The organism is Bacillus sp. SORGH_AS_0510 (genome assembly GCF_030818775.1).
In the GTDB taxonomy this organism is placed as follows: Bacteria; Bacillota; Bacilli; order Bacillales; family Cytobacillaceae; genus Neobacillus.
Window position 1 is genome coordinate 878,415 of record NZ_JAUTAU010000001.1, and the last position, 20,843, is coordinate 899,257.

General features: G+C 43.4%; 19 protein-coding genes, 1 pseudogene and 1 riboswitch. Of the genes and pseudogenes, 15 read left to right on the forward strand and 5 right to left on the reverse strand.

The genetic code is table 11. From position 1 onward, the window contains the following. Positions 1–75 precede the first annotated feature (75 nt). The 6 genes from QE429_RS04800 (at position 76) to QE429_RS04825 (ending at position 5,073) form a co-directional block, all read left to right on the forward strand. Positions 76–675 carry a hypothetical protein gene (locus tag QE429_RS04800; RefSeq protein WP_307284628.1) on the forward strand — a complete coding sequence of 200 codons (600 nt, stop codon included), beginning with the start codon at positions 76–78 and terminating at the stop codon, positions 673–675. 70 nt (positions 676–745) lie between these two features. After that, positions 746–1,552 (forward strand): alpha/beta fold hydrolase, encoded by an 807-nt coding sequence (locus tag QE429_RS04805; protein WP_307284631.1) that lies wholly within the window; start codon positions 746–748, stop codon positions 1,550–1,552. 266 nt (positions 1,553–1,818) lie between these two features. Then, complete coding sequence (locus QE429_RS04810) at positions 1,819–2,352, forward strand: RNA polymerase sigma factor (RefSeq protein WP_373463175.1); 534 nt, start codon at positions 1,819–1,821, stop codon at positions 2,350–2,352. After that, positions 2,336–3,109: a hypothetical protein gene (locus QE429_RS04815; RefSeq protein WP_307284634.1), complete on the forward strand. Its 774-nt coding sequence runs from the start codon at positions 2,336–2,338 to the stop codon at positions 3,107–3,109. The genes QE429_RS04810 and QE429_RS04815 overlap by 17 nt, the downstream gene beginning before the upstream one ends. A 21-nt stretch (positions 3,110–3,130) precedes the next feature. Further along, positions 3,131–3,781 carry a pentapeptide repeat-containing protein gene (locus tag QE429_RS04820; RefSeq protein ID WP_307284637.1) on the forward strand — a complete coding sequence of 217 codons (651 nt, stop codon included), beginning with the start codon at positions 3,131–3,133 and terminating at the stop codon, positions 3,779–3,781. Positions 3,782–3,873: 92 nt separating this feature from the next. Further along, entirely contained in the window at positions 3,874–5,073 is a 1,200-nt protein-coding gene (locus tag QE429_RS04825) for an NAD(P)/FAD-dependent oxidoreductase (protein ID WP_307284638.1), read from the forward strand. A gap of 62 nt (positions 5,074–5,135) precedes the next feature. On the opposite strand, the gene QE429_RS04830 is transcribed toward QE429_RS04825, so the two are convergent. Beyond that, positions 5,136–5,336 (reverse strand): hypothetical protein, encoded by a 201-nt coding sequence (locus tag QE429_RS04830; protein WP_307284640.1) that lies wholly within the window; start codon positions 5,334–5,336, stop codon positions 5,136–5,138. A 133-nt stretch (positions 5,337–5,469) separates the two neighbouring features. Beyond that, positions 5,470–5,913: a DUF6376 family protein gene (locus tag QE429_RS04835; RefSeq protein WP_307284644.1), complete on the reverse strand. Its 444-nt coding sequence runs from the start codon at positions 5,911–5,913 to the stop codon at positions 5,470–5,472. A 213-nt stretch (positions 5,914–6,126) separates the two neighbouring features. Next, a riboswitch (purine riboswitch) is annotated at positions 6,127–6,230 on the forward strand. 298 nt (positions 6,231–6,528) lie between these two features. Between QE429_RS04835 and QE429_RS04840 the strand changes: the two are divergent. From QE429_RS04840 to QE429_RS04870, 7 genes and pseudogenes are all read left to right on the forward strand, one after another. Then, positions 6,529–7,287, forward strand: a pseudogene (locus tag QE429_RS04840) (5'-methylthioadenosine/S-adenosylhomocysteine nucleosidase); the annotation flags it as partial. A gap of 198 nt (positions 7,288–7,485) precedes the next feature. After that, the gene (locus tag QE429_RS04845; RefSeq protein ID WP_307284649.1) at positions 7,486–7,884 is read left to right on the forward strand and encodes a GNAT family N-acetyltransferase; all 399 of its coding nucleotides are present in this window, start codon (positions 7,486–7,488) and stop codon (positions 7,882–7,884) included. Between the two features lie 83 nt (positions 7,885–7,967). Beyond that, positions 7,968–8,435: a hypothetical protein gene (locus QE429_RS04850; RefSeq protein WP_307284651.1), complete on the forward strand. Its 468-nt coding sequence runs from the start codon at positions 7,968–7,970 to the stop codon at positions 8,433–8,435. A 125-nt stretch (positions 8,436–8,560) separates the two neighbouring features. Beyond that, complete coding sequence (locus tag QE429_RS04855; RefSeq protein ID WP_307284653.1) at positions 8,561–10,261, forward strand: pyruvate oxidase; 1,701 nt, start codon at positions 8,561–8,563, stop codon at positions 10,259–10,261. Positions 10,262–10,402: 141 nt separating this feature from the next. After that, entirely contained in the window at positions 10,403–11,110 is a 708-nt protein-coding gene (locus tag QE429_RS04860) for a hypothetical protein (RefSeq protein ID WP_307284654.1), read from the forward strand. 142 nt (positions 11,111–11,252) lie between these two features. Further along, the gene (locus tag QE429_RS04865; RefSeq protein WP_307284656.1) at positions 11,253–11,876 is read left to right on the forward strand and encodes a transposase; all 624 of its coding nucleotides are present in this window, start codon (positions 11,253–11,255) and stop codon (positions 11,874–11,876) included. Positions 11,877–11,903: 27 nt separating this feature from the next. Next, on the forward strand, positions 11,904–12,326 hold the full coding sequence (locus QE429_RS04870; protein ID WP_307284658.1) for a hypothetical protein: 423 nt from the start codon (positions 11,904–11,906) through the stop codon (positions 12,324–12,326). 61 nt (positions 12,327–12,387) lie between these two features. Here the strand turns inward: QE429_RS04870 and QE429_RS04875 are convergent, their stop codons facing one another. The 3 genes from QE429_RS04875 to QE429_RS04885 form a co-directional block, all read right to left on the reverse strand. Further along, entirely contained in the window at positions 12,388–12,846 is a 459-nt protein-coding gene (locus tag QE429_RS04875) for a hypothetical protein (protein WP_307284660.1), read from the reverse strand. Between the two features lie 4 nt (positions 12,847–12,850). Continuing rightward, positions 12,851–13,639 carry a hypothetical protein gene (locus tag QE429_RS04880; protein WP_307284663.1) on the reverse strand — a complete coding sequence of 263 codons (789 nt, stop codon included), beginning with the start codon at positions 13,637–13,639 and terminating at the stop codon, positions 12,851–12,853. A gap of 88 nt (positions 13,640–13,727) precedes the next feature. Then, positions 13,728–14,825: a GGDEF domain-containing protein gene (locus tag QE429_RS04885; RefSeq protein WP_307284666.1), complete on the reverse strand. Its 1,098-nt coding sequence runs from the start codon at positions 14,823–14,825 to the stop codon at positions 13,728–13,730. Positions 14,826–15,477: 652 nt separating this feature from the next. Between QE429_RS04885 and QE429_RS04890 the strand changes: the two genes are divergently transcribed. Together QE429_RS04890 and QE429_RS04895 are read left to right on the forward strand one after the other, a co-directional pair. Further along, positions 15,478–15,795: a hypothetical protein gene (locus QE429_RS04890; RefSeq protein WP_307284670.1), complete on the forward strand. Its 318-nt coding sequence runs from the start codon at positions 15,478–15,480 to the stop codon at positions 15,793–15,795. A 299-nt stretch (positions 15,796–16,094) separates the two neighbouring features. Then, the gene (locus QE429_RS04895) at positions 16,095–20,837 is read left to right on the forward strand and encodes a cadherin domain-containing protein (protein WP_307284672.1); all 4,743 of its coding nucleotides are present in this window, start codon (positions 16,095–16,097) and stop codon (positions 20,835–20,837) included. Positions 20,838–20,843 lie beyond the last annotated feature (6 nt).

Consider the following 20,843-nt stretch of genomic DNA (forward strand, 5'->3'; position numbering starts at 1 on the left):
TGGGGACAGTCCCCCGGCGCTTTAGCGCAGCGGGGGACTGTCCCCATTCTTGCGTTTCTAGGAGGATTTTACCATATGGGCAGAGAATATAGTGAGGATGTTAGTTTGGTAGAGAGAGGGCTAGTGATGAGGAAGAGTATAATAGGTTCGGTTTTGTTTTTGACTGTCTTGACTGGGTGCGGGGCTAATCATACTGGAAAGCTGGATACGTCTAAGTTGGAGAAAGTGGAGTATGAACATACGACGAAGGAGCAAGCGAAGGGACTGCCGATTCTTTATAATGCCCCGTCGCTAAAAGTAGGGAGGAAGGCACTTCCTTTTGATATGAAAATGCCCGATAATATCCCATTTAAAGTGGAACAATATGGGTTCAACATACGGGATTTCAAGCATGATGGAACGCAGTTAAGGGCGACATTTTTCGCTAAGCCTAAAGAGCAAAACGCCAACATGCAGTTTAAAATTGATGCGGGGCATCCTGTTATTGAGAACACGTTAAAAAACGTGACGGAAATCAAACTAGATGAGGGTGTTGAAGGGGAATACAAAGGGAATGCCCTGTACTTCCAATTCGAAGATGTCTCTTATAATATTGTCTACTGGAACGGGGACATTTCGAAAGATAAGCAGCAGAAGGAACTCATCAAAATGGCGAATGAAATGATACATAATTAAGGGGACAGTCCCCCGGCGCTTCAGCGCAGTGGGGGACTGTCCCCCCAAAGAAATCAGCGGGGGGATAAGGATGCCTAAGTGTCTGGTTGGCGATATAGCGATGAACTATGAAATATTTGGTGAAGGAAAGCCGGTTGTCTTAATTCATGGTTTCGGTCCTGATTCTAGATTAATGATAGGTTGTATGGAACCTATTTTTACGAAAAGAGAAGGGTATAAAAGGATTTATATAGACCTACCGGGGATGGGGCATACGAAAGGGCATGAATCCATCCAGTGTTCAGATGACATGCTAGATGTTGTGATTCAATTTATTGATACCATTATTCCGAATCAAAACTTTTTACTTGCTGGTCAATCTTATGGTGGGTATATATCTCGCGGGGTCATCGCAAAGCGAAAGAAAATGGTCGATGGTGTTGCTTTTATTTGTCCAATGATTGTACCAGAAATGGAGAATAGAACCTTACCAGAACATGTCGTTCTTTTTGAAGATAAGGAATTCTTGGGCCAATTAAGCAAAGAAGATAAAGATGATTTTTGTGCGATTAATGTGGTACTGGATGAGAATAAGTGGAAGCGGTACAAAAAGGAAGTATCCAGTGGTTGTGCCATTGCAGATGAAAAATTCTTAGCGGTCATTAAGAAGAATTACGGATTCACATTTAATGTGGATTGTATTTCATTTAATCACCCTAGTGTTTTTCTTCTAGGAAAGCAAGACTCTGTTGTGGGATATCAAGATGCCTTCAAGCTACTTGATAACTACCCGCGGGCCACCTTTGCCGTCTTAGATCAAGCAGGCCATAATTTGCATATAGAGCAAGAAGCTTTGTTTAACTCTCATATAAATGAGTGGTTAGATAGGATAGATTAATTGGATGGGGACAGTCCCCCGGCGCTTTAGCGCAGCGGGGGACTGTCCCCATTTACGATGGTGAAAAATGTCATTTCCCGAGAAATTTTAATATAATTTAGAGAATAATAGCGGAAAATCCGAAAAAGCCTCGACAACGTTTTTATTTTTCGGGGACAGTCCCCCGGCGCTTTAGCGCAGTGGGGGACTGTCCCCCAATTTTTTCTGATTCTATAAAACTTTTCATAGAGTTAAACGTCTAAACATCGAAGTTCTATAAAAGGGGGATGAAGGTGTCGGATTGTAGAGATAGGGAAATTTTGAAGTGGTACGAGGAGTTTAACGAATCAATTTTTAAATATATTTTGATGATGATACAAGATTATCAGCAAGCGGAGGACCTGCGTCATGAGGTCTTTTTAAAGGCCTATGTTCATTATGATTCCTTTAAGCGGCAATCCAATCCGAAAACATGGCTTTACAGTATTGCTCATAATCTGACCATTGATTTTATCCGAAAACGTAAGCCAATCGTGCTATTGAAGGAAGCGTTTTTGTTTAAGAAGGACCCTGAGCCGCTACCTGAAGATCAGATTCAAATGAAGGAAAGTGCCTATGAATTATACAAAGCTTTAGGGTCCATCAAAGACTCCTATAGGGAAGTCATTATTTTGAGGAAAATCAAAGGATTTTCGATTGAGGAAACGGCCGATGTATTGGGGTGGTCTGAAAGTAAGGTCAAGTCGACTCTTTTTCGAGCACTCCCTGCATTAGAAAAGCAATTGTTAAAGGAGGGCCATCTGCTTGAAGAAACCATATAGAAGTATACTGGACACCGAGCTATCTCATTTAGAAGCGGAAATTGTTTGGAAAAATGCTCAAAATGTTGTCTTAAAGGAGCGTTTGGTACGGGATTTACATAAGATTTCGAAAAAAGACAGGCTCCGTAGTGTATTTGTTGTTCCTTTAAGATTGGTTGTCGCCGCAGCAATTTTACTAATAGCTTTTGTTCTAGTCAAACAGGAAGATTTCCGTGACAGCGATACGCTTCAAGGTTCTTTTTCAAAAGGAACCCGCACACTTGAGCAGTCACAGCTGCAAAACAGGGATGTATCGGTTACTTTTACTAGAGAGGAACAAAATATGGTCGAAGGTCTAATCGGAAAGAAGGAGTTCTTTTTGACAGAAGAAGCCGTCATCCCGTCGGATGCGCGCGTTCTTTTTCCATCAATAATAACAGGGGAACCAGAGATTGGTGCAAGGAAAGATCAAGGCCGCGTCCTAGGGAGTGTGACTTACCCCGTTAATGGGGGGGGATTCAAATCCTTCACTATTGAAACAGCTATTAATAAAAGAGGTTCTGCCAAACTGAGCTATCATTCGTTAGTAAAAAGGTATTCCGGGTTCAGCACGTTGTTAATCATCGAAAATCACGATGCCCTCTTAATTAATCCGGCCAATCAACACGGTACTCCTCAAGTAATGATTGTAAGCGATGAATATATCTACACGATTACGGGTGGAAAAAGTAGTGACGATGTGGTAAAACTGGCTAAGTCCATTCAATTTATTAACTAGTTTTGAAAAAGAGGTGCTTGTATGAAAATTGATTCACCTAGGATTTCACCTGATTTAACACCCAAGAAGTTCCACGATATTTTTTATGAAGAAGATTCCATCTTAGAAATGTGCACCATTGTTGATTCAGTGTTTGAAAATGAAGTGGTTGATCGTGTGCGATTATTGAATGCGGTCGTGAAAAATTGCCGGTTCAACCAAACTGATTTCGAGAACGGCGATTTTACGGACGTTAGTTTTGAAAACTGTGATTTTTCGAATGTCAATTTGAGTAAGGCGTCCATTCATCGTGTGGAGTTTAAAAATTGCAAGCTGGTTGGTGTCAATTTTACCGAGTCGAGCTTCGGAAATGTGAGATTTACGAATTCGGTGTTAAATTTGGCCACCTTCGGAAATGCGAAGCTAGAGAAGGTTGTTTTTCAGGATGTTTCCTTAAGAAATACCGATTTCTACGATTGTAAGCTTAAGAAAGTGGATTACCAGTATTGTCAGCTAGACGGAGCAAACTTTGATCAAACGTCCTTAAAAGGAATCGATATTAGTTCCTCTACCTTTGATACAATCACTGTTTCCATGGAAAAACTAGTGGGCTGCAAAGTATCCTCACAACAGGCTATTCAGTTTGCTACATTGATGGGATTGATTATTGGGGACAGTCCCCCGGCGCTTTAGCGCAGTGGGGGACTGTCCCCCACTTTTGTGTTTCTGCTTTGGAAAGTTTGGGTAATTATCAAAGTAAAATCTGCATGTTAGGTGGGGCTTTGATGAATTTACATAAAGGACAATTATTCTGGGAGACGACGGAAGAAAAGGAGCTGCAGATTCCTAGGCGAGACACGGATGACGACTACGATGTCATCATTATCGGTGGTGGAATGTCTGGTGCCTTGAATGCCTATACCCTGGAAAAGGAAGGGCTGAAAATAGCCGTTGTTGATAAAGGCAAGATGGGGGAAGGGAGCACGCTGGCCAACACGGGTTTACTGCAATTCTCCAATGATATCATGCTTCATGAACTGATTGAACAAATCGGTGAAGAAAAAGCGGTGCTTTTTTATAAAAAATGCCTGGAAGCCGTCAATGAACTGGAAGCCGTTTCGGAAACATTAGATCTACCGAGTGATTTTATCCGAAGGAAAAGTCTTTATTTTGCCAGTAAAGACTCACATATCCAAAAAATCAAACAGGAATACGAAGTATTAGCCAAAAACGGTTTTAAAGTCGACTATTGGACCCAAGCGGATATAGAAAACCATTTTCCTTTCTCCAAGCCGGCTGCGCTTATGATGAACGGTGACGCTGAGGTCAATCCTTTTCAATTGAACCGTGGAATCATTGATTATCTGAACAAGAAAAACGTCCATTTATTTGAAAATGTAGATGTTCGTGATGTTGCGGAAACCGAGGCTGGTGTTGAAGTCCGTACTTCCCTAGGCCGTTTCAATGGAAAACACGTTATATTCGCCACTGGTTATGATGACCCGCAATTATTAGTGAAAAACCGTCTGGAACTTAACCGTTCGTATGCGATCGCAACAGAGCCAATTGATGATCTCTCCGCGTGGGAGAACCGGGCGCTGATTTGGGAAACCAACCGGCCTTATTTATATTTAAGGACTACGGCAGATGGACGGATTATTGCTGGAGGTTTAGATGAGGACCAACCGAAGACGGCACCAAGTGAAGAATGGATTGAGAACCGGGCGCATCAACTGAAACGGGAAGTGGAGAAGCTGTTCCCGATGTTGGATATTAGAATTGGTTATGCATGGGGAGCCCTCTTTGGCGAATCCATTGATAATCTTCCTTTTATAGGGAAGCACCCTTCCAAAAATCGAATCTATTACTTGCTAGGGTACGGTGGTAATGGAACGGTTTACAGTATGCTGGGGTCTTTTTTATTGAGAGATTTAATCTTTGAGCGGCCAAACAGAATGGCTGAGATTGTGAAACTAGATCGGTAGAGAGTTCTTTTTGATAAAAAAAGCCACTAGGAAAATCCTGGTGGCCATTTTACATTTTACAATCATGTCATTTGCTTTGTCTTTAGTGATACGGCAAGGGGCTCCTGTTCCATACAATACTCTAACAAGACGATTTTTCCTTCACTCTCTAACGTTTTAGCTAACTGAATGACGTCTTCGCACTCTTCAGATGTTGAAAAAGAAGATATTTTCACTTCGCCATTACTCTCGGTAATTAGGTCTAGAAGGTCTTCTTTTTTCATTTTCCCACCCCCATTCATCTTATTACACTTCAAATACCCTTTTGGCATGGGGGTTAATCCACTTTTTTGTAATAAGATGTATCATTGATTATTTTTGTGCGGGCTGAGGTAAGATAAGGAAGCCTTTAAGTGTTTATTGACCAAGGTTTTCAATTCTATTTAATAAATTGGTTACTTCATTTAGCGTTGCAAAAATTTGTGAGTTTTCTAACTTATCCAATACCAAATGGCCGTTTTGTAACACTTGATTGATTTCATCGAGCAGTTGTTCATTTTTTACAACTAACTCTTGATGTATGTCTTTTGCTATAGAAGGGACATCGTTGATATTGATAAAGGTTTCTATATCCTGTTTAAGGTTGACCAATTTAATTTCAAGTTCTTTCTGAACCGCTAAATCAGTGGCAGCACTTTGGATCAATTGAGGGGCTTCTTCAGCAAAGGTATTTAATTTATTAATATGGTCAGTGGCTTGATTTACGTAGTCAATCGAATCATTCACTTCACCTAAAAATGAGCATGCACTTAATAGTATTGAGACCGCAATAATTAGAAAAAAATGTTTCTTTTTCTTCATACCTAACTCCTTTCTTACATTCACTTTAGTTATGATACGAATAAAATTAAGTAGGGTTTCATGTTTTTGTGGGGACAGTCCCCCGGCGCTTTAGCGCAACGGGGGACTGTCCCCACAACATCAAATAAACACGAACATTATATAGGTAATTTGGATTAATATACGTATTTAGGGTTGATGGGTTTTGATGGTTTTGCTATATTATCAAAGTAATCATCTAATAAGTTTTTTACTCGTATATACTCGGTAATATGGTCTGAGCGTTTCTACCTGGTTCCCAATGAAAGAACCAGACTACGAGTTGAAGTATTTGGCATTATTCGGTTTTTAGCCGTTGTCATTTTATAATAGGCATCAAAACATTCTGATGCTTCATTATATGTATACTTTGACTTTGTGGGTCTAGAGGGTAGAAGCAATCTGCCTTTCTAGACCTTTTTGTTTGGTTTGGAAAATACCCGAGTATAGCAAACAACAAGAGAAAAGGGGAGAGTACGGATGAAGAACAAAACGGTAAAAAGGCTGATTTCTATAGCCAGTATTTGTGCCCTGGTATTAGTTGCACTTGCAAGTTACCAGACCTTTTTTGTAAAGGGGACGAAAGTAGAGGCTACCCAGAGGCCAATCCTCATTGAAGGCCCTATGCCAATAGAGGCTGAAAAGTTTGCTCAGAGGTTAGAAAATGTGAAAGTGGAAAAGTCGGGAACTTTTGTTTTTTATAAAGGAAAGATCGGTCATTATCCTGTTATTGTTGCAAAAACAGGCAAGGGCATGGAAAATACTGCTGCGGCTACAGCGTTAGCGATTGAAAAATTCAACCCAATCGCCATCATCAACCAGGGTACATCTGGCGGACATGATCCGAATTTAAACGTATTTGATATTGTTTTAGGAAAAAGAACGACAAACATCGGTTCCTTAAAAACAGAAAGTAAGAAGGAAAGCGAGGGAATGGATCCTTCCCAATGGGTCCCGATGGACTTAATGGCATCCGAAGGAAGTGGATCCGATCCAAACGCAGAAAAAATCCGCTACTACGAGGGTGATAAGGATTTACTCGCAGCTGCTAATGCTGTAAAAGATACTTACACGAAGGGGAAAGTAGTCGAGGGTACAATCGGTTCAGCAGATGTGTGGAATAATGAGGTGGATCGTATTAAATGGTTCCATACAAAATACGGTACATCTGTAGAAGAAATGGAAGGGGCAGCCGCTGCACAGATTGCTGATGCTTATGGCGTAGCCTTTTTAGGAATTCGCATTCTATCAAACAATAAAACAAATGGCGGTGTCTACAATCCTAACACGGCGGAAGCCAATCAGGAATATGTGTATGAAGTCGTAAAACATTATATCTCTACTATTAAAAAGTAAATAAGTATAACGGAAGGCTCCTTTTACAGGGGCCTTTTTCTATTGTGGGGACAGTCCCCCGGCGCTTTAGCGCAGCGGGGGACTGTCCCCGCAAAAGAAGGGGTTTATTGGCATGTTGTGGAATATGTAGTTTGGTAGATAAGAGATAAATGTAAAGAGGGTAAAAGATGAATGCAATTGTAAAGCTTATGAAAACAGATGCAGAAATTATGTCGGCGTTTTTGCACGGTTAAGCAACTCCGGCCACACTTAGGCGAAGATGATTTTTTAATTAAAATCAAACGCATGCAAGCGACAAACGGATATCACTTAGTTGCGGTTATTGAAGATAATGAGGTGAAGGCGGCAGCGGGATATCGGGTGACTGAATCTCTCGCCTGGGGTAAGTATTTTTATGTGGATGATTTGATTACTGATGAGGTAAGCCGTCGCAAAGGGTATGCGAAAACCCTTTGGAATTGGCTGATCGAACAAGCCCAAATCCAGGGCTGTGAGCAATTTCACCTCGATTCAGGTGTCCATAGACACGATGCTCACCGTTTTTACCTTAAAGGCGGTTTAGATATTACATGCCATCATTTCCAGATGACTCTTTAGATAATTGTATATGTGAAGTGATGATAAGGTCTAAAGGATAATGGGGTCAAATGTGTTTTAGTAAGGACGCGGAGGAGCAGGGGATGAAGAAAGTTAAAGTGTTACTAGTGATTATGACTTTGGTTCTGATCGCCGGGGCTGCCAAAGTTATATTTTTTAAAGATGTTTGGGATAAAAACGAAGATTTGATGAAAGAGAAAGTTCTATCGATTGGACCGTCCGTTGAGAGTATTAATTTGAAAGGGGTCACGCCTTTTGACTGGGATGTCGCTTATTCCTTTCCACCTTATACGTCGAAAGAATCAATCTATAAAACGGTAGGATATAAGTGGGATCGAATCAGCGAAACGGTTAACGAAGGAATGGACCAGATTGTGTTTATGAAGGGCGGAAAAGTGATTTGCTATTTATACGGGTATCCGGAGAATAACGAATACGGCCTATCCTTTCATTCAGATAAGTACAAGGACTCTGCAAGTGTGCTTCGTGCGGAGGATGACCTGACTTTCCAGGTTACCCAAAGCGATGGTGTTGTGTATCTAGTTCGATAAGGTTTGGGGACAGTCCCCCGGCGCTTTAACGCAGCGGGGGACTGTCCCCCTTCCTTTTTTTTGTACATATTTTTCCAATGTATGAATCAAACTACTAGTATTATTTGTGAAAAGGGGTTTTTACATTGTTTAAGCCGACTGCTGGGGAGAAGTTAATTGAGCTTTTGATTGAGTGGGGTGTGGATCATATTTATGGGATGCCGGGGGATTCGATTAATTCGATTATTGAGCCGCTCCGTAAAGCACAGGACAAGATTAAGTTTATCCAGGTTCGCCATGAAGAAGCGGGAGCGCTTGCTGCTGCTTCCTATGCGAAGTTGACAGGGAAGCTTGGGGTTTGTACTGCCATTGCGGGGCCTGGCGCCATTCACCTTTTAAATGGTCTATATGATGCAAAGCTTGACAGGGTACCGGTACTAGCCCTGACTGGACAGGTTGAGTCAGATTTATTAGGAACGGATTCCTTCCAGGAGGTTAACCTTGAGCGGATGTTTGATGATGTGGCCGTTTACAATCAGCGGATAATGTCTGCTGAACAGCTCCCGGCAGTGGTGAACCAAGCGATTCGGACGGCTTATGCCCGAAAAGGGGTGGCTGTTCTAACAATCCCAGATGATATTCCACGGTTTGAGGTGGGAAATGAAGCACGGGTGACATCTAGTTTTACAGCCAAGCAGGAAATTCTACCGTTAAAAGAAGATTTACAGAGGGCGAAGGAATTAATAAATGATGCGGAAAGACCTGTGATTCTTGCAGGAAGAGGAACGCATGGCATTCGGGAGACGCTGTTAGGATTTGCTGAAAAAATTGCCGCTCCTATTGTCCTCACTTTACCAGGCAAAGGGGCCATTCCCGATAAACATCCCTATTGTTTAGGCGGACTCGGATTGATTGGAACAAAGGCTGCCTATGAAGCGATGCAGGATACGGATCTGCTCCTGATGATTGGGACATCGTTCCCGTTCACGGGCTTTTTACCGGACAATGCAAGAACGATTCAAATTGATATCGATCCCTATCAAATTGGGAAGCGGTATCCTGTTGATGTGGGGCTAGCTGGTGACGCGGGATTGACACTCGATTGGCTGTTGGAAAATGTTCGTGGGAATGAGAATTGTGATTTTTTAGATGCGTGTCAGGAGACGATGCAGCACTGGTGGAGCCGTTTGGAAAAACAGGAAGAAGAGGAGTCTGTTCCAATTAAGCCACAGAGGGTGATTCGTGCCTTGCAGCAGGTGGCGACGGAGGATGCGGTTTTGTCGGTGGATGTTGGAAATGTGACGGTGTGGATGGCTCGCCATTTCCATATGACCCAACAGAAAATGATTATCTCGAGTTGGTTGGCAACGCTTGGATGCGGCCTCCCGGGGGCGCTTGCCGGACAGATTGCATATCCCGATAAACAGGTATTTGCGATTTGCGGTGATGGTGGGTTTGGTATGACGATGAATGATTTTGTCACAGCAGTGAAGTATCAGCTTCCCATTGTTGTTGTGGTGTTAAACAACCATAAGATTGCGATGATCAAGTTTGAGCAAGAGGTTATGGGGAATATCGAATTTGGAACTGAGCTTCATAATCCAAACTTTGCAAAATATGCGGAGGCGTGTGGTGGGGTTGGCTACCGTGTCGAGCGTCCCGAAGAGTTGCTTCCGGCATTTCAAGAGGCCGTGAAGCAGAAGAAGCCTTGTATCATTGATGTGTTGGTAGATGCGGAGGAAGCGCCAATGCCGGCGAATATTACCTTCGCGCAGGCAGCCGGCTACACCAAACACATGTTGAAAGTACTGTTTGAAGAAGGAAAAATCGATCTGCCACCATTGTAATGTTTTTTGGGGACAGTCCCCCAGCGCTTTAGCGCAACGGGGGACTGTCCCCATTTTTTTATTGACTTTTTATGTAAATGGAAAGAAAATATAGTATATTGTGTGCAAAAATTGATATTTATTTTATTGGGGATAGTCATAATGAAAATTAGAATGAGAGAAATTCGTACTCCGTTTAATTTGTTTAAGGTTCGTTATTTTATTGATGATGACGGTCAATATTACAAAAAGGTGGGGAGTAACCACCGTAATGCAATAAAGAAACCTTTTTGGAAGTTGAAAAGATTTAAGCTAGGGATGCCGTTGCTTGTGTTACTTATGCTTGGCCTCGTAGGCTATCAAGTAGTGATGAATCTGGCGTCTGAAAAAGTGGTAGAAGAGGTTTCGAAACAAATACCCAAGGAAGATATTCAAGCCCTTTTAACAGAACCTGGCATTCAGCAAATGATCGAGGACGAGGTTGGAGCGGATAAGAAGGAGCAAATACTATCGAAGTATTCAGTGGAATCTACGGAGAATTCCCCGCTTATTGCATCTAATGCATCTAAAAGCAATACGACGACTGAAGTAAAGAAAACGACAAGCCAAAAATCAGGGACATCAACTAAATCTAATGGAGGAAAAACTACTTCTTCTAGTTCGAAGTTGAAGTTTACATCTAGAGATCAAGTGATGTCATTCTTGTTGTCAAAATTCACGATGAACGAGCTAATGAGTTATGCGAATGCAGCAAAGGGCGGCGTTACTCCTGAGAAAAAAGCTGAAATCAAAGCAACCGTAATGCAGCGTTTAACACCAGAAGAATACGAAGCACTGAAAGTTTACGCCATCCTTGAAGTGAGCAAATAAATAGTACGGGGACAGTCCCCCAGCGCTTTAGCGCAACGGGGGACTGTCCCCATTTTTGTTTTTCTTTTAAGAAGGAGAATGGAAAGAGGTGTCGAATTGTGTAAGGGTAAAACTATTCTTTGAAAGTAGAGGTGTATATAGTTTGTCTAGAAAGCCCCGTGTTTGGATCCCAGGTGCCACGTATCATATTACGAATCGTGGTAATCGGAAAGAGCTGATTTTTATGGATGATGACGATCGTCTCACCTATATGGAATTGCTTGAAAAAGTCCGGTGTAAATTTCCTTTCAACCTTCATGCCTATTGCCTCATGCCTAACCACATTCATCTTCTATTAGAAACCATCGACCATCACCCAAAAGATATCATGAAAATGCTTAATACCTGTTATGCTATGTATTTTAATAGACGTCACGAACTGGTGGGCCATCTCTTTCAGGGGCGCTATGATGCTAGGCTCATTGATTCGCTTAATTATTTTCTCGAAGCAAGCCGCTACATCCATTGGAACCCAGTAGAAGCCGAAATGGTTCAATATCCCGAAGAATTCCCATGGAGCAGTTATTCAGCTTTCTTGGCAGGAGATGATTCTCCACATGCGCTTGTCACAACGGAGAGAATTTTATCCTACTTCCCTGAACCTCGTAGAGACCACTATTGTGAGTTTGTGTGGAACAAACTGGAGGGACAGTCCCCCGGTGCTTTAACGCGGCGGGGGACTGTCCCCATCTTGGGGGTTGAAAGTCCGCTGTTTGGCAATAAATAGAGTAAAGAGGTTTTTTGGAGGCTTTTTATGGCGGAGTTGAAGTATTTAGAACCGACTGAACTGCTGGAGAAAATATATGCTACGCTTTGCTCTGAGTATGAGGATGCCCAGCATTATAAGGATAAGAAGGATCAAGAGGAAATAGCAATAACAAAGCGCCGGTTAACCAAAAAGGTTTTTAATGAATTTGTCGTGGATGAAGAGTACTTTTTAACGATGAATGATCAGACGTTTAATGAGAGATACCACCTATATGAAGAGGACTTCCTAAGGCTGATCAAGGACTGTAGTGAAAACGGTGTTAAATATGACAGCTTCCTCCAAATTATTGATGACCTGATAGCTAGCGCTAAGTTTCGCATTCATGCCTTCGAGCAGCTAACGGAAGAAATCCAGCGGTTGAAAGAGGGCACCGATGAGGAGGAAGAAGGAGAAGAGGAAGAGGAATAATAAATTTGGGGACAGTCCCCCGGCGCTTTAGCGCAGTGGGGGACTGTCCCCTCAAAAAGTTTCATTTTAATTTCGCTACCCCAATGGCGAAGTTATCCCATAGTATGCCTTCGACTGCTTCGGCTTGTGTTTCTTCGCATTCGATAATGAGGATGATTTCGGAATAAATTCCTTTGGCCAGTCTTTTTTGTTTTTTAATAACTTTTTCAATGAAAATTCGGATAAGAAGGCCAATCAGAAATCCCCCGGCTGCCCCGATTAGTCCCCAATAGATAGGGCCCCAAGATAGTTTAAAACCAATACTAGCGGTAACAACGGAGCAGGCAGTGCCTAATGCCATTCCGATATCGATTAAAGTGGTTCCATCGGAGCGGTGAAGGGAATCAAAGAGTTTTCGCTCCTCTGTACGGATATCAAGCGGAACAGCGAAGATGTTCTCCTTTTTAATCCCTTTTTTTTCTAAAGTAGTAACGGCCAATTCCAGAAAACCAGTCGTCTCAAATGTGGAATAAATTTGCAAAGTATCACTGCACCTTTTGACCTTTTAATATACGGAACTTCTTGCTTTGGTAGTTTTCTTTCAAAAAACTTCTCAGATCTTTTTCAAAAAGCTTATTATTTTCAACGGTGTGAATATAAGCATCAAAAATGGAAAACCCGTAATGAGATGGAATAAACAAAAGCCATTCCGGCTTAATGACAGCGGTAGCTTCTTTTATTTTTCCTAAAAAAAGAAGGGAGATCGCTTCTTGAATATGAGAGAAATAGAAGAAAACGACCAGCCAAAAGATAATAAAAAAAGCAGTTAAAATCCTATGAATATAAAGCTGACCTAATCCTGGTATAAACATTGACCACATCACGGCAAGAAGTGGCTTGCGTTTGTCTAGGTAGTTTATTTCTAGTGCCCCGAGAGCATAACTATTGTATCGATGGCCCTCATTGTTGGCTAATTCATATACCCGGTTCATATCTATGGTGGTTCGGTAGCTATCCCAAATACCAAATAAATAAACGGGGATATACATCAAGAGCCATCTTGTGTCCAAGACCTCTTTAGCTAGCTCGGTGTTCCCCTGGAAAGAAAGAATCATGGCATGATTCACATGGGCTTTGATGTTAATCACTACTTCCCAAATGAATAGAAAATATCCTCGGAGATATTTGGATAGGAGCATGTGGCCAAATCCTGGAAATGCGGCGGACCACCAAGCAATGATGTACGGATTTCTTAAATGGATCTGTGTTGTCCCAAAAATACTAACATGGGCCAAATACCGCCGGGCTGTATTCTGATTAGTGTAATTTTCCATCTTGGCACCTTTTATGAATTATTTACCATTATCATGTGCCTCGTAGCAGGTTCCTATACTAAAAAAATGGGGACAGTCCCCCGGCGCTTTAGCGCAACGGGGGACTGTCCCCAAAGTGAACCAAGTTACGGCCGTTTTCTTTTGCTTTGTAGACGGCGTCGTCTGCTGTTTTTAGCAGGTGTTTCGGCGCGGTGGTTTCTGTGCTTGCCATGCCTACGGATAGGGTGATGTGAATGGTCAGGTCGTTGACCGGGAACGGATGGTTTTCAATCGTTTGACGGATTCCTTCCATCACACTTATTCCCTGTTCCTTTGTGCAGGTGGGCAGAATCACGACAAACTCTTCACCGCCGTATCTGGCTAAAATGTCCGTATCTCTTAAGTGTTCAGCGACAAGCCGGCTGACCTTTTCTAAAATAATATCCCCTACAAGGTGGCCATACGTATCATTTACTTTTTTGAAGTGGTCAATATCAATAAATGCCAGAGACAAAGGGTATGTCTCTTTTTTCTCAAAAACGTATTCCTGATAAAAATGCTTGAATGCCCTTCGGTTATAGGCCTTTGTTAGTGGGTCTTTATTGGCCCGATTCCATAATTCAATTTTGTGTAGATACTCATATTTTAAGTCCTTTACAATCCAAAGCAGCAGCAAGCTGAACAGGATGTTCATGGGCAATGCTGTCGGCAGAATGAGAAGGAGGTAGTTTTTAACGGAAATGACCCCGAAAATCATCGTAATGACTGTGTTGAACAGGTTTAGCATAAGAACCGTGAATAGTACCTTTTTATATTGGCTCCAGTTTTTTGAAATCCTAGTAAGGAGTATGGCAGCAAGAGAGAGAACGGCCATATTCATGAAACCAACGATAGCCGCCATGTTCACTCCAAAGGAGAATCGTAACAGGCCTATTCCCACCCCAATGGTCAGAATGGTAAGGGGATTGCGGTAGTGGAGGGCAGCGATAATAATAGGCACGAATCGCAGGTCGAAGATGACGGAATCGTTTAGGTGAATCCCGAAGAACATGGAGCACCAGCCAGTAAAGATGGCGACAACTGCGAAAAAGAGGGCTTTGAGTCCTTTTTTCATGTCCACCAGCAGATGTTTATGGATAAAACTCGATAGGTAGATGATGGAAATGATCATAGCGGCATTAACGAGATATTCTTTAATTGTTATCATTCAGGTTGCCCCTTTGTCATAGTAATGAAAAATGAAGCTAGACTCGTCCATTTCTTCTATTAGTATAGTAGATTGTTGTTGTCGAATCACGTCTAGGGATTTAGGTGGGGACAGTCCCCCGGCGCTTTAGTGCAACGGGGGACTGTCCCCCACCTTTTCTCCTATGTTGAAAGTCCTGTCTTTCATTGGTATAATTTTCTACAAATTGTGATTATTTCTGAATCTAGCAAACAGCGAGTCTATGAAACATTCTTAGATATAGAATATAGGGACGTCACACTTGTAAACGTTTTACCAATGCTGCCATCATATTTGGAGGTGACTTTTTCCAACAGAAAGCGACTTATAACGAAGGGATGGAAGAAACTATTGAAATTATTTAATCTTCGAGCACTTGTTGCATTTATTCTACTTCTACAACTTGCCTTCTCAGGGGCAATCAACCCGCAACGCGCCTATGCGGTGAGCAGCACAATCAAAGAAGGTGCGATTCATGAATTTACCCAAAATACCTGGGCCTACAGTAACCTCGTATTCAGCCCAAGCGGGAACCAATATCTCTCCCATGTAAAAAATGGCACAGCCATTGCGGTGAAAAAATGGGCAAACCAAAGCTGGAATGAAATCACTGCAATCACCACGAGTGCGAGTGGTGATACAGGTTTTAGCGGACCGTCAGATATTGCGGTCGACAGCAATGAAAATATTCATGCCGCCTTTTTGTTTTACCAAGGGTCAGGCACCACAAGTTATCGCGGCGTTAAATACGGCGTCTACAAAAACGGCAGCTGGACTTTCCAAAACGTCGAGGCTTATTCCGATCCTTACGGTTGGAAAAACATGTACAGCCCTAGTGTTGCTGTGGATTCACAAGGAAAGGCCCACATCGCCTACCTCTTCAACGATGCAAACGACCCTAGAAAATATGAAATTCACTATGCTACTAACCAATCTGGTACTTGGGTCGTAAAAACAATCGCGAGCGGTACGAGCGCCACAGATGAGGTCAAAGAACCGCAAATTGAAGTCGATAAAAACGATACGATTCACATTACTTATGTAAAAGAAGATAACCAAAATACCTACTATGGAAACTACTATTATACTCACAAGAAAACGACAGATAGCACCTTCCCTGCAGCGGAGAAAGTTACCGATGCCGTAGCTGACCAGAAAAACTACAACTATACACCATTTACCGTCGATGCCAACGGAAATATTTATTTTTCCTATTATACGGGCAACTACTATACGGAATTCACGCCTTTTGTGACCTATTTCCAAACCAATCAGTCGGGAACTTGGAAAAAGGAACAAGTATTCAACGATCAACAAAAGATCTCTTATCCGGTCATGGTTAGTTTCTTAAACGACAAACCCACCTTGTTAATGTACTCAGAGTCGTGGGATTGGCCGCCATCTGAGTTAGGCTTTTTCGCGATGGTGAAGGATGGAGGAACGTGGACGAAAGGAATCCAATCCGTCTCTCCAACATTAATCGACCTCACGCCAAGAGAATTAACTTATTCCGTTGATGCAAATGGGAATTTCATGATTGTCATGCTGGATGACGGATTAAGAAAAATATCCTATTTAAGTGCCACTAGCGACGATTTCGGTTTACAGGCGAAACCTTCCGCCAACGCAGACTTGAGCAACCTCACACTTAGTGCTGGACAACTGAATCCTGTCTTCTCTGCGGGTACAACCTCGTACGAATCGAGCGTCAGTAATGGGGTTAGCAACATCCAAGTCACGCCAACCGTTGCGGATACCAAAGCCAGCGTTAAAGTGAACGGTCAAGCGGTGTCAACCGGTGGTACTTTGCCTGTGTCCTTGAACGTGGGAAGTAACACAGTTACCGTTCAGGTCACCGCAGAAGATCGCACCACTGTGAAAACCTATTCGGTCACAGTCTACAGACAGCCTTCAAGCAATTCGAAGCTAACCAATTTAACCGTAAGTGCTGGTGGATTGTCTCCAGCGTTTAACGCATCACAATTTGACTATCAGGTGGCCGTTTCGTCTACCACGACTTCCATCCGCTTAACTCCAAGCGTCATGGATTCGTCCGCGACTGTTACGGTTGCAGGTATGGCTATCAATAACGGCCAACAATCCGGAGACATTGCCCTCCATGCTGGAAGCAATTCGATTCCAGTGGTGGTCACGGCCCAAGACGGTTCAACAACCACTTATATGGTTAACGCTGTACGTAATCAATTGCCAGTAGCAGCGGACACGACCTTCACTGTTAACGAAAATGCAGCAGCAGGTACCACTGTCGGTACGTTACAAGCCAATGATGCCGATGGCCAGCCGTTAAACTACCGCATTCTTTCAGGTAACACCAACAATGTGTTCACTCTGAATGCAGGGACTGGGGAAATCACCATTCAAAACGGAAGTTTGCTAGACTTTGAGACGACAACTTCCTATACATTAGCGATTGAGGTAAGTGACGGCGTCGAAACCACTACTGCTACTGTAAAAATAAACGTAAACGACCTCAACGACAATACACCGGTTCCACAAGGGTTTTCGACAACAGTAGATGAAAACTTAGCCAATGGAATCGCAGTTGGTACCGTCACGTCGAAGGATGCGGATGTAAACAGCCACATCACCTACAGCTTGACTGCTGGAAACGACCTAGGTGCGTTTGCGATTGATGCACAAACCGGTGTCGTAACGGTCGCTGACACAACGAAACTGGACTACGAAACCGTGAAGAGCTTTATTTTAACGGTAAAAGTAAGCGATGGATCGAATGCAGCGGACACAACCGTTACCGTTCTTTTAAACAACCTGAATGACAACCGGCCAGTTGTGAACGATGCCACGTTCCAAGTGAATGAAAATGCCTCAATCGGTACACTGGTAGGAACAGTTCGTGGCACCGATGCGGATGGCGACAAATTAACCTATTCGATCGAATCTGGCAACGATGTGGGTTCGTTCTCGATTGATTCGGCAACGGGTGCGATTATGATAGCGGACGGAAGTCAATTAGATTATGAGGCAAAAACCTCTTATACTCTCACAGTCAGAGCAAGCGACGTGCCGGCTCCAACGTTGGGATTAACCGCCTACCAACAAGTAAAGCAATTGTTTGCAAGCAGCACGTTGGAAACAGAAGTGGCGACAATTACGATCAACGTCAATGATTTAAATGACAATACACCTGTACCACAAGGCTTTACGAAGAATATCGATGAAAATACTGCAACAGGTACCATGGTCGGCCAAGTGACCGCAACTGATGCCGATGCGGGCAGCACACTCACCTACGAAATCACTTCAGGCAATGAAGCGGGTGCCTTTGCTATCGATGAGACAACAGGCGAAATCAAGGTTGCCGATGCAGGAAAACTAGATTATGAGACCGTAAAAGGCTTTATTTTAAGCGTAAAAGTCAGCGATGGGACGCAGAACGAGATGACAACTGTCACCATCAACCTCACCAATTTGAACGACAACCATCCAGTAGTGGATGACGCGGTGTTCGGTGTGGAGGAAAACGCGGCCATTGGAACCTCAGTTGGAACGGTTCACGGAAGCGATGGGGATGGCGACACGCTCAGCTATTCGATTGTCTCTGGAAACGAAGACGGTGCTTTCTCGATAAACGCAGCAACAGGAGAAGTAACCGTGGCTGATAGCAGTTTGCTAGACTATGAAGCGAAAACAGCCTATGTTCTAAACGTACAAGCGAGAGATGAAGCGGCGCCAGTACAGGGACTGTCCCCATACTCGATCGTCTCTGTCCTAGGTGCGTTCGCCGCGGCAGGAACAGATACAGCGACAATAACGATTAACGTCAATGATTTAAATGATAACTCCCCCGTGCCACAAGGCTTTACGAAGTCAATCGCAGAAAATACAGCAACTGGTACGGTGGTAGGCACGGTCACGGCAACCGATGCCGATGCGGGCAGCACGCTCACCTACGACATCACTTCAGGCAATGAAGCGGGAGCTTTTGCAATTGATCCGCGTACAGGTGTGGTAACGGTGTCTGATACCGGTAAGCTAGATTACGAGACCGTACATGAGTTCATTTTAACAGTGAAAGTAAGCGATGGAGTAAACGCAACTGAGACGAATGTGACGATTTCCTTAACCAATGTGAACGACAACAAACCGGTTGTAGGCGATGCTGTGTTTGCTGTTGATGAAAACAAGGCCAATGGAACCCTCGTTGGAACGGTTAGCGGAAGCGATGCGGACGGCGATCCACTCAGCTATGAAATTGTCTCTGGAAATGAAGCTGGGGCGTTTGCGCTGGATGCCGAATCAGGGAAATTAACGGTAGCAGATTCGAGCAAACTAGATTACGAGAAAATGAAGAGCTTTATCCTAACCGTAAAAGCCAGTGATGGAGCGGCGTCTGCGAATGCTACTATCACGGTCAACATCCTAAATGTAAATGACAACGCGCCAGTTGCGGATGATGTCGAGGTTTCTATCGATGAAAATACCGCCAATGATACAGAAATAGCAACAATACCTGGCCGTGACGTCGATGGCGATGCCTTACACTATTCTATCGTTTCTGGAAATGAAGCGGGTGCATTTACAATTGATGCGGCTACTGGAAAAATGAACGTAGCGAACGCGTCCAAACTAGATTACGAGACCGTGCAAGATTTCACTCTGAAGGTAGAAATCAGCGATGGGACGCATACAGTGGATGCAAATGTGGCAGTCCACCTCAAAAACGTCAATGATAATACCCCTGTAGTGGAAAGTGCCGAGTTTACGGTTGATGAAAAGGCAGCGGACGGAACGGTGCTTGGAACAGTAAAGGCGAGTGATGCCGATCAAGATTCAATCACCTATGCGATTTCTGCTGGAAATGACGAGGGGATTTTTAAAGTAAGTGAAACGACAGGAGAAGTGACTGTCGCAGACGCATCGTTGTTAGATGCGGCAGCCAAGGATCAACATACGTTGACCATTACGGTGAGTGATGGCCAGCATGAGTCGGAGGCAGCAGCCATTGTGCATGTCCTTTCCGGTGATGCGACATTGAAACAGTTAACGGTAAGTAACGGCAAGCTGAAGCCAGATTTCAACCCTGGGCTCGATCATTATAATTTGGTGGTCGGAGACGCTACGGGTTCGATTACGCTCACTCCAACTTTGTCGAATGGAAATGCGAAGGTAACCATTAATGAGAAGGCAGCGACAAGTGGGCAAGCGAGTGACACGATTGGTTTGGATTATGGGAAAAATACGATTACTATCGGAGTTACTGCGCAAAATGGCGAGGTTCATACCTATACGATAGTTGTGTTACGTCTGCAAGAACAGGTTCATTCGAAGCCTGTGATGCATGGCGAAGCGGTAAGCTTCTCCGATGATCAGGTCAACTTAGTCGATTATCATGGAACACTTGTTGTGGACTTACAGAAAGGCTTGGATGATGTAAAAGATGTGCGGTTTACAGCAGAGCAGTTAGCCATTTTGGTCGAGAGACAGGCGATGATTCAGATCGTGAAGGATGATGTACAGCTGGAGATTCCAGTTGCGAACTTTGCGAAGGGCGGAGCGTTAACGATTAGCTTGAAACGGGTAATGAAGGATCCGAAGAAGCTTCCTTTCTCCGATAAGGCGAGAAGTTCTGTGTATGACTTTACGATTACCTTAGGAGATCAGGTGATTCATCAGTTTGCTCATCCAATTGGACTGGCGTTTCCAGCCGAGGGTGGACATGACGGTGACGTCCATGTGTACTATTGGAACGAAGGACATACAAAGTGGGAGCTCGTAGGCGGAGAGCGGAAGGCTGGTTTGGTGACTGCGAAAACCGACCACTTTAGCACGTACGCTGTGTTTGCGCCAAATGATTTGGTAGTGAAACAAGAAGTGCCGCCAGCATCAACCGATCACGAGGCGGAACTTCCAAAAACAGCAACTGCTATGTATAACTGGATACTAGCGGGCATAATCATCATCCTCTTAGGAGGAACGGTGATGTTCATGCAGCGTCGTAGAAGAGAAGAATAAAAAAAG

Coding starts and splice junctions, on each gene's coding strand:
- QE429_RS04800 (WP_307284628.1), top strand. CDS start 76: ATGGGCAGAGAATATAGTGAGGATGTTAGTTTGGTAGAGAGAGGGCTA.
- QE429_RS04860 (WP_307284654.1), top strand. CDS start 10,403: ATGAAAATTAGAATGAGAGAAATTCGTACTCCGTTTAATTTGTTTAAG.
- QE429_RS04845 (WP_307284649.1), top strand. CDS start 7,486: ATGCAGAAATTATGTCGGCGTTTTTGCACGGTTAAGCAACTCCGGCCA.
- QE429_RS04880 (WP_307284663.1), bottom strand. CDS start 13,639: ATGGAAAATTACACTAATCAGAATACAGCCCGGCGGTATTTGGCCCAT.
- QE429_RS04820 (WP_307284637.1), top strand. CDS start 3,131: ATGAAAATTGATTCACCTAGGATTTCACCTGATTTAACACCCAAGAAG.
- QE429_RS04830 (WP_307284640.1), bottom strand. CDS start 5,336: ATGAAAAAAGAAGACCTTCTAGACCTAATTACCGAGAGTAATGGCGAA.
- QE429_RS04810 (WP_373463175.1), top strand. CDS start 1,819: ATGAAGGTGTCGGATTGTAGAGATAGGGAAATTTTGAAGTGGTACGAG.
- QE429_RS04885 (WP_307284666.1), bottom strand. CDS start 14,825: ATGATAACAATTAAAGAATATCTCGTTAATGCCGCTATGATCATTTCC.
- QE429_RS04850 (WP_307284651.1), top strand. CDS start 7,968: ATGAAGAAAGTTAAAGTGTTACTAGTGATTATGACTTTGGTTCTGATC.
- QE429_RS04835 (WP_307284644.1), bottom strand. CDS start 5,913: ATGAAGAAAAAGAAACATTTTTTTCTAATTATTGCGGTCTCAATACTA.
- QE429_RS04825 (WP_307284638.1), top strand. CDS start 3,874: ATGAATTTACATAAAGGACAATTATTCTGGGAGACGACGGAAGAAAAG.
- QE429_RS04805 (WP_307284631.1), top strand. CDS start 746: ATGCCTAAGTGTCTGGTTGGCGATATAGCGATGAACTATGAAATATTT.
- QE429_RS04870 (WP_307284658.1), top strand. CDS start 11,904: ATGGCGGAGTTGAAGTATTTAGAACCGACTGAACTGCTGGAGAAAATA.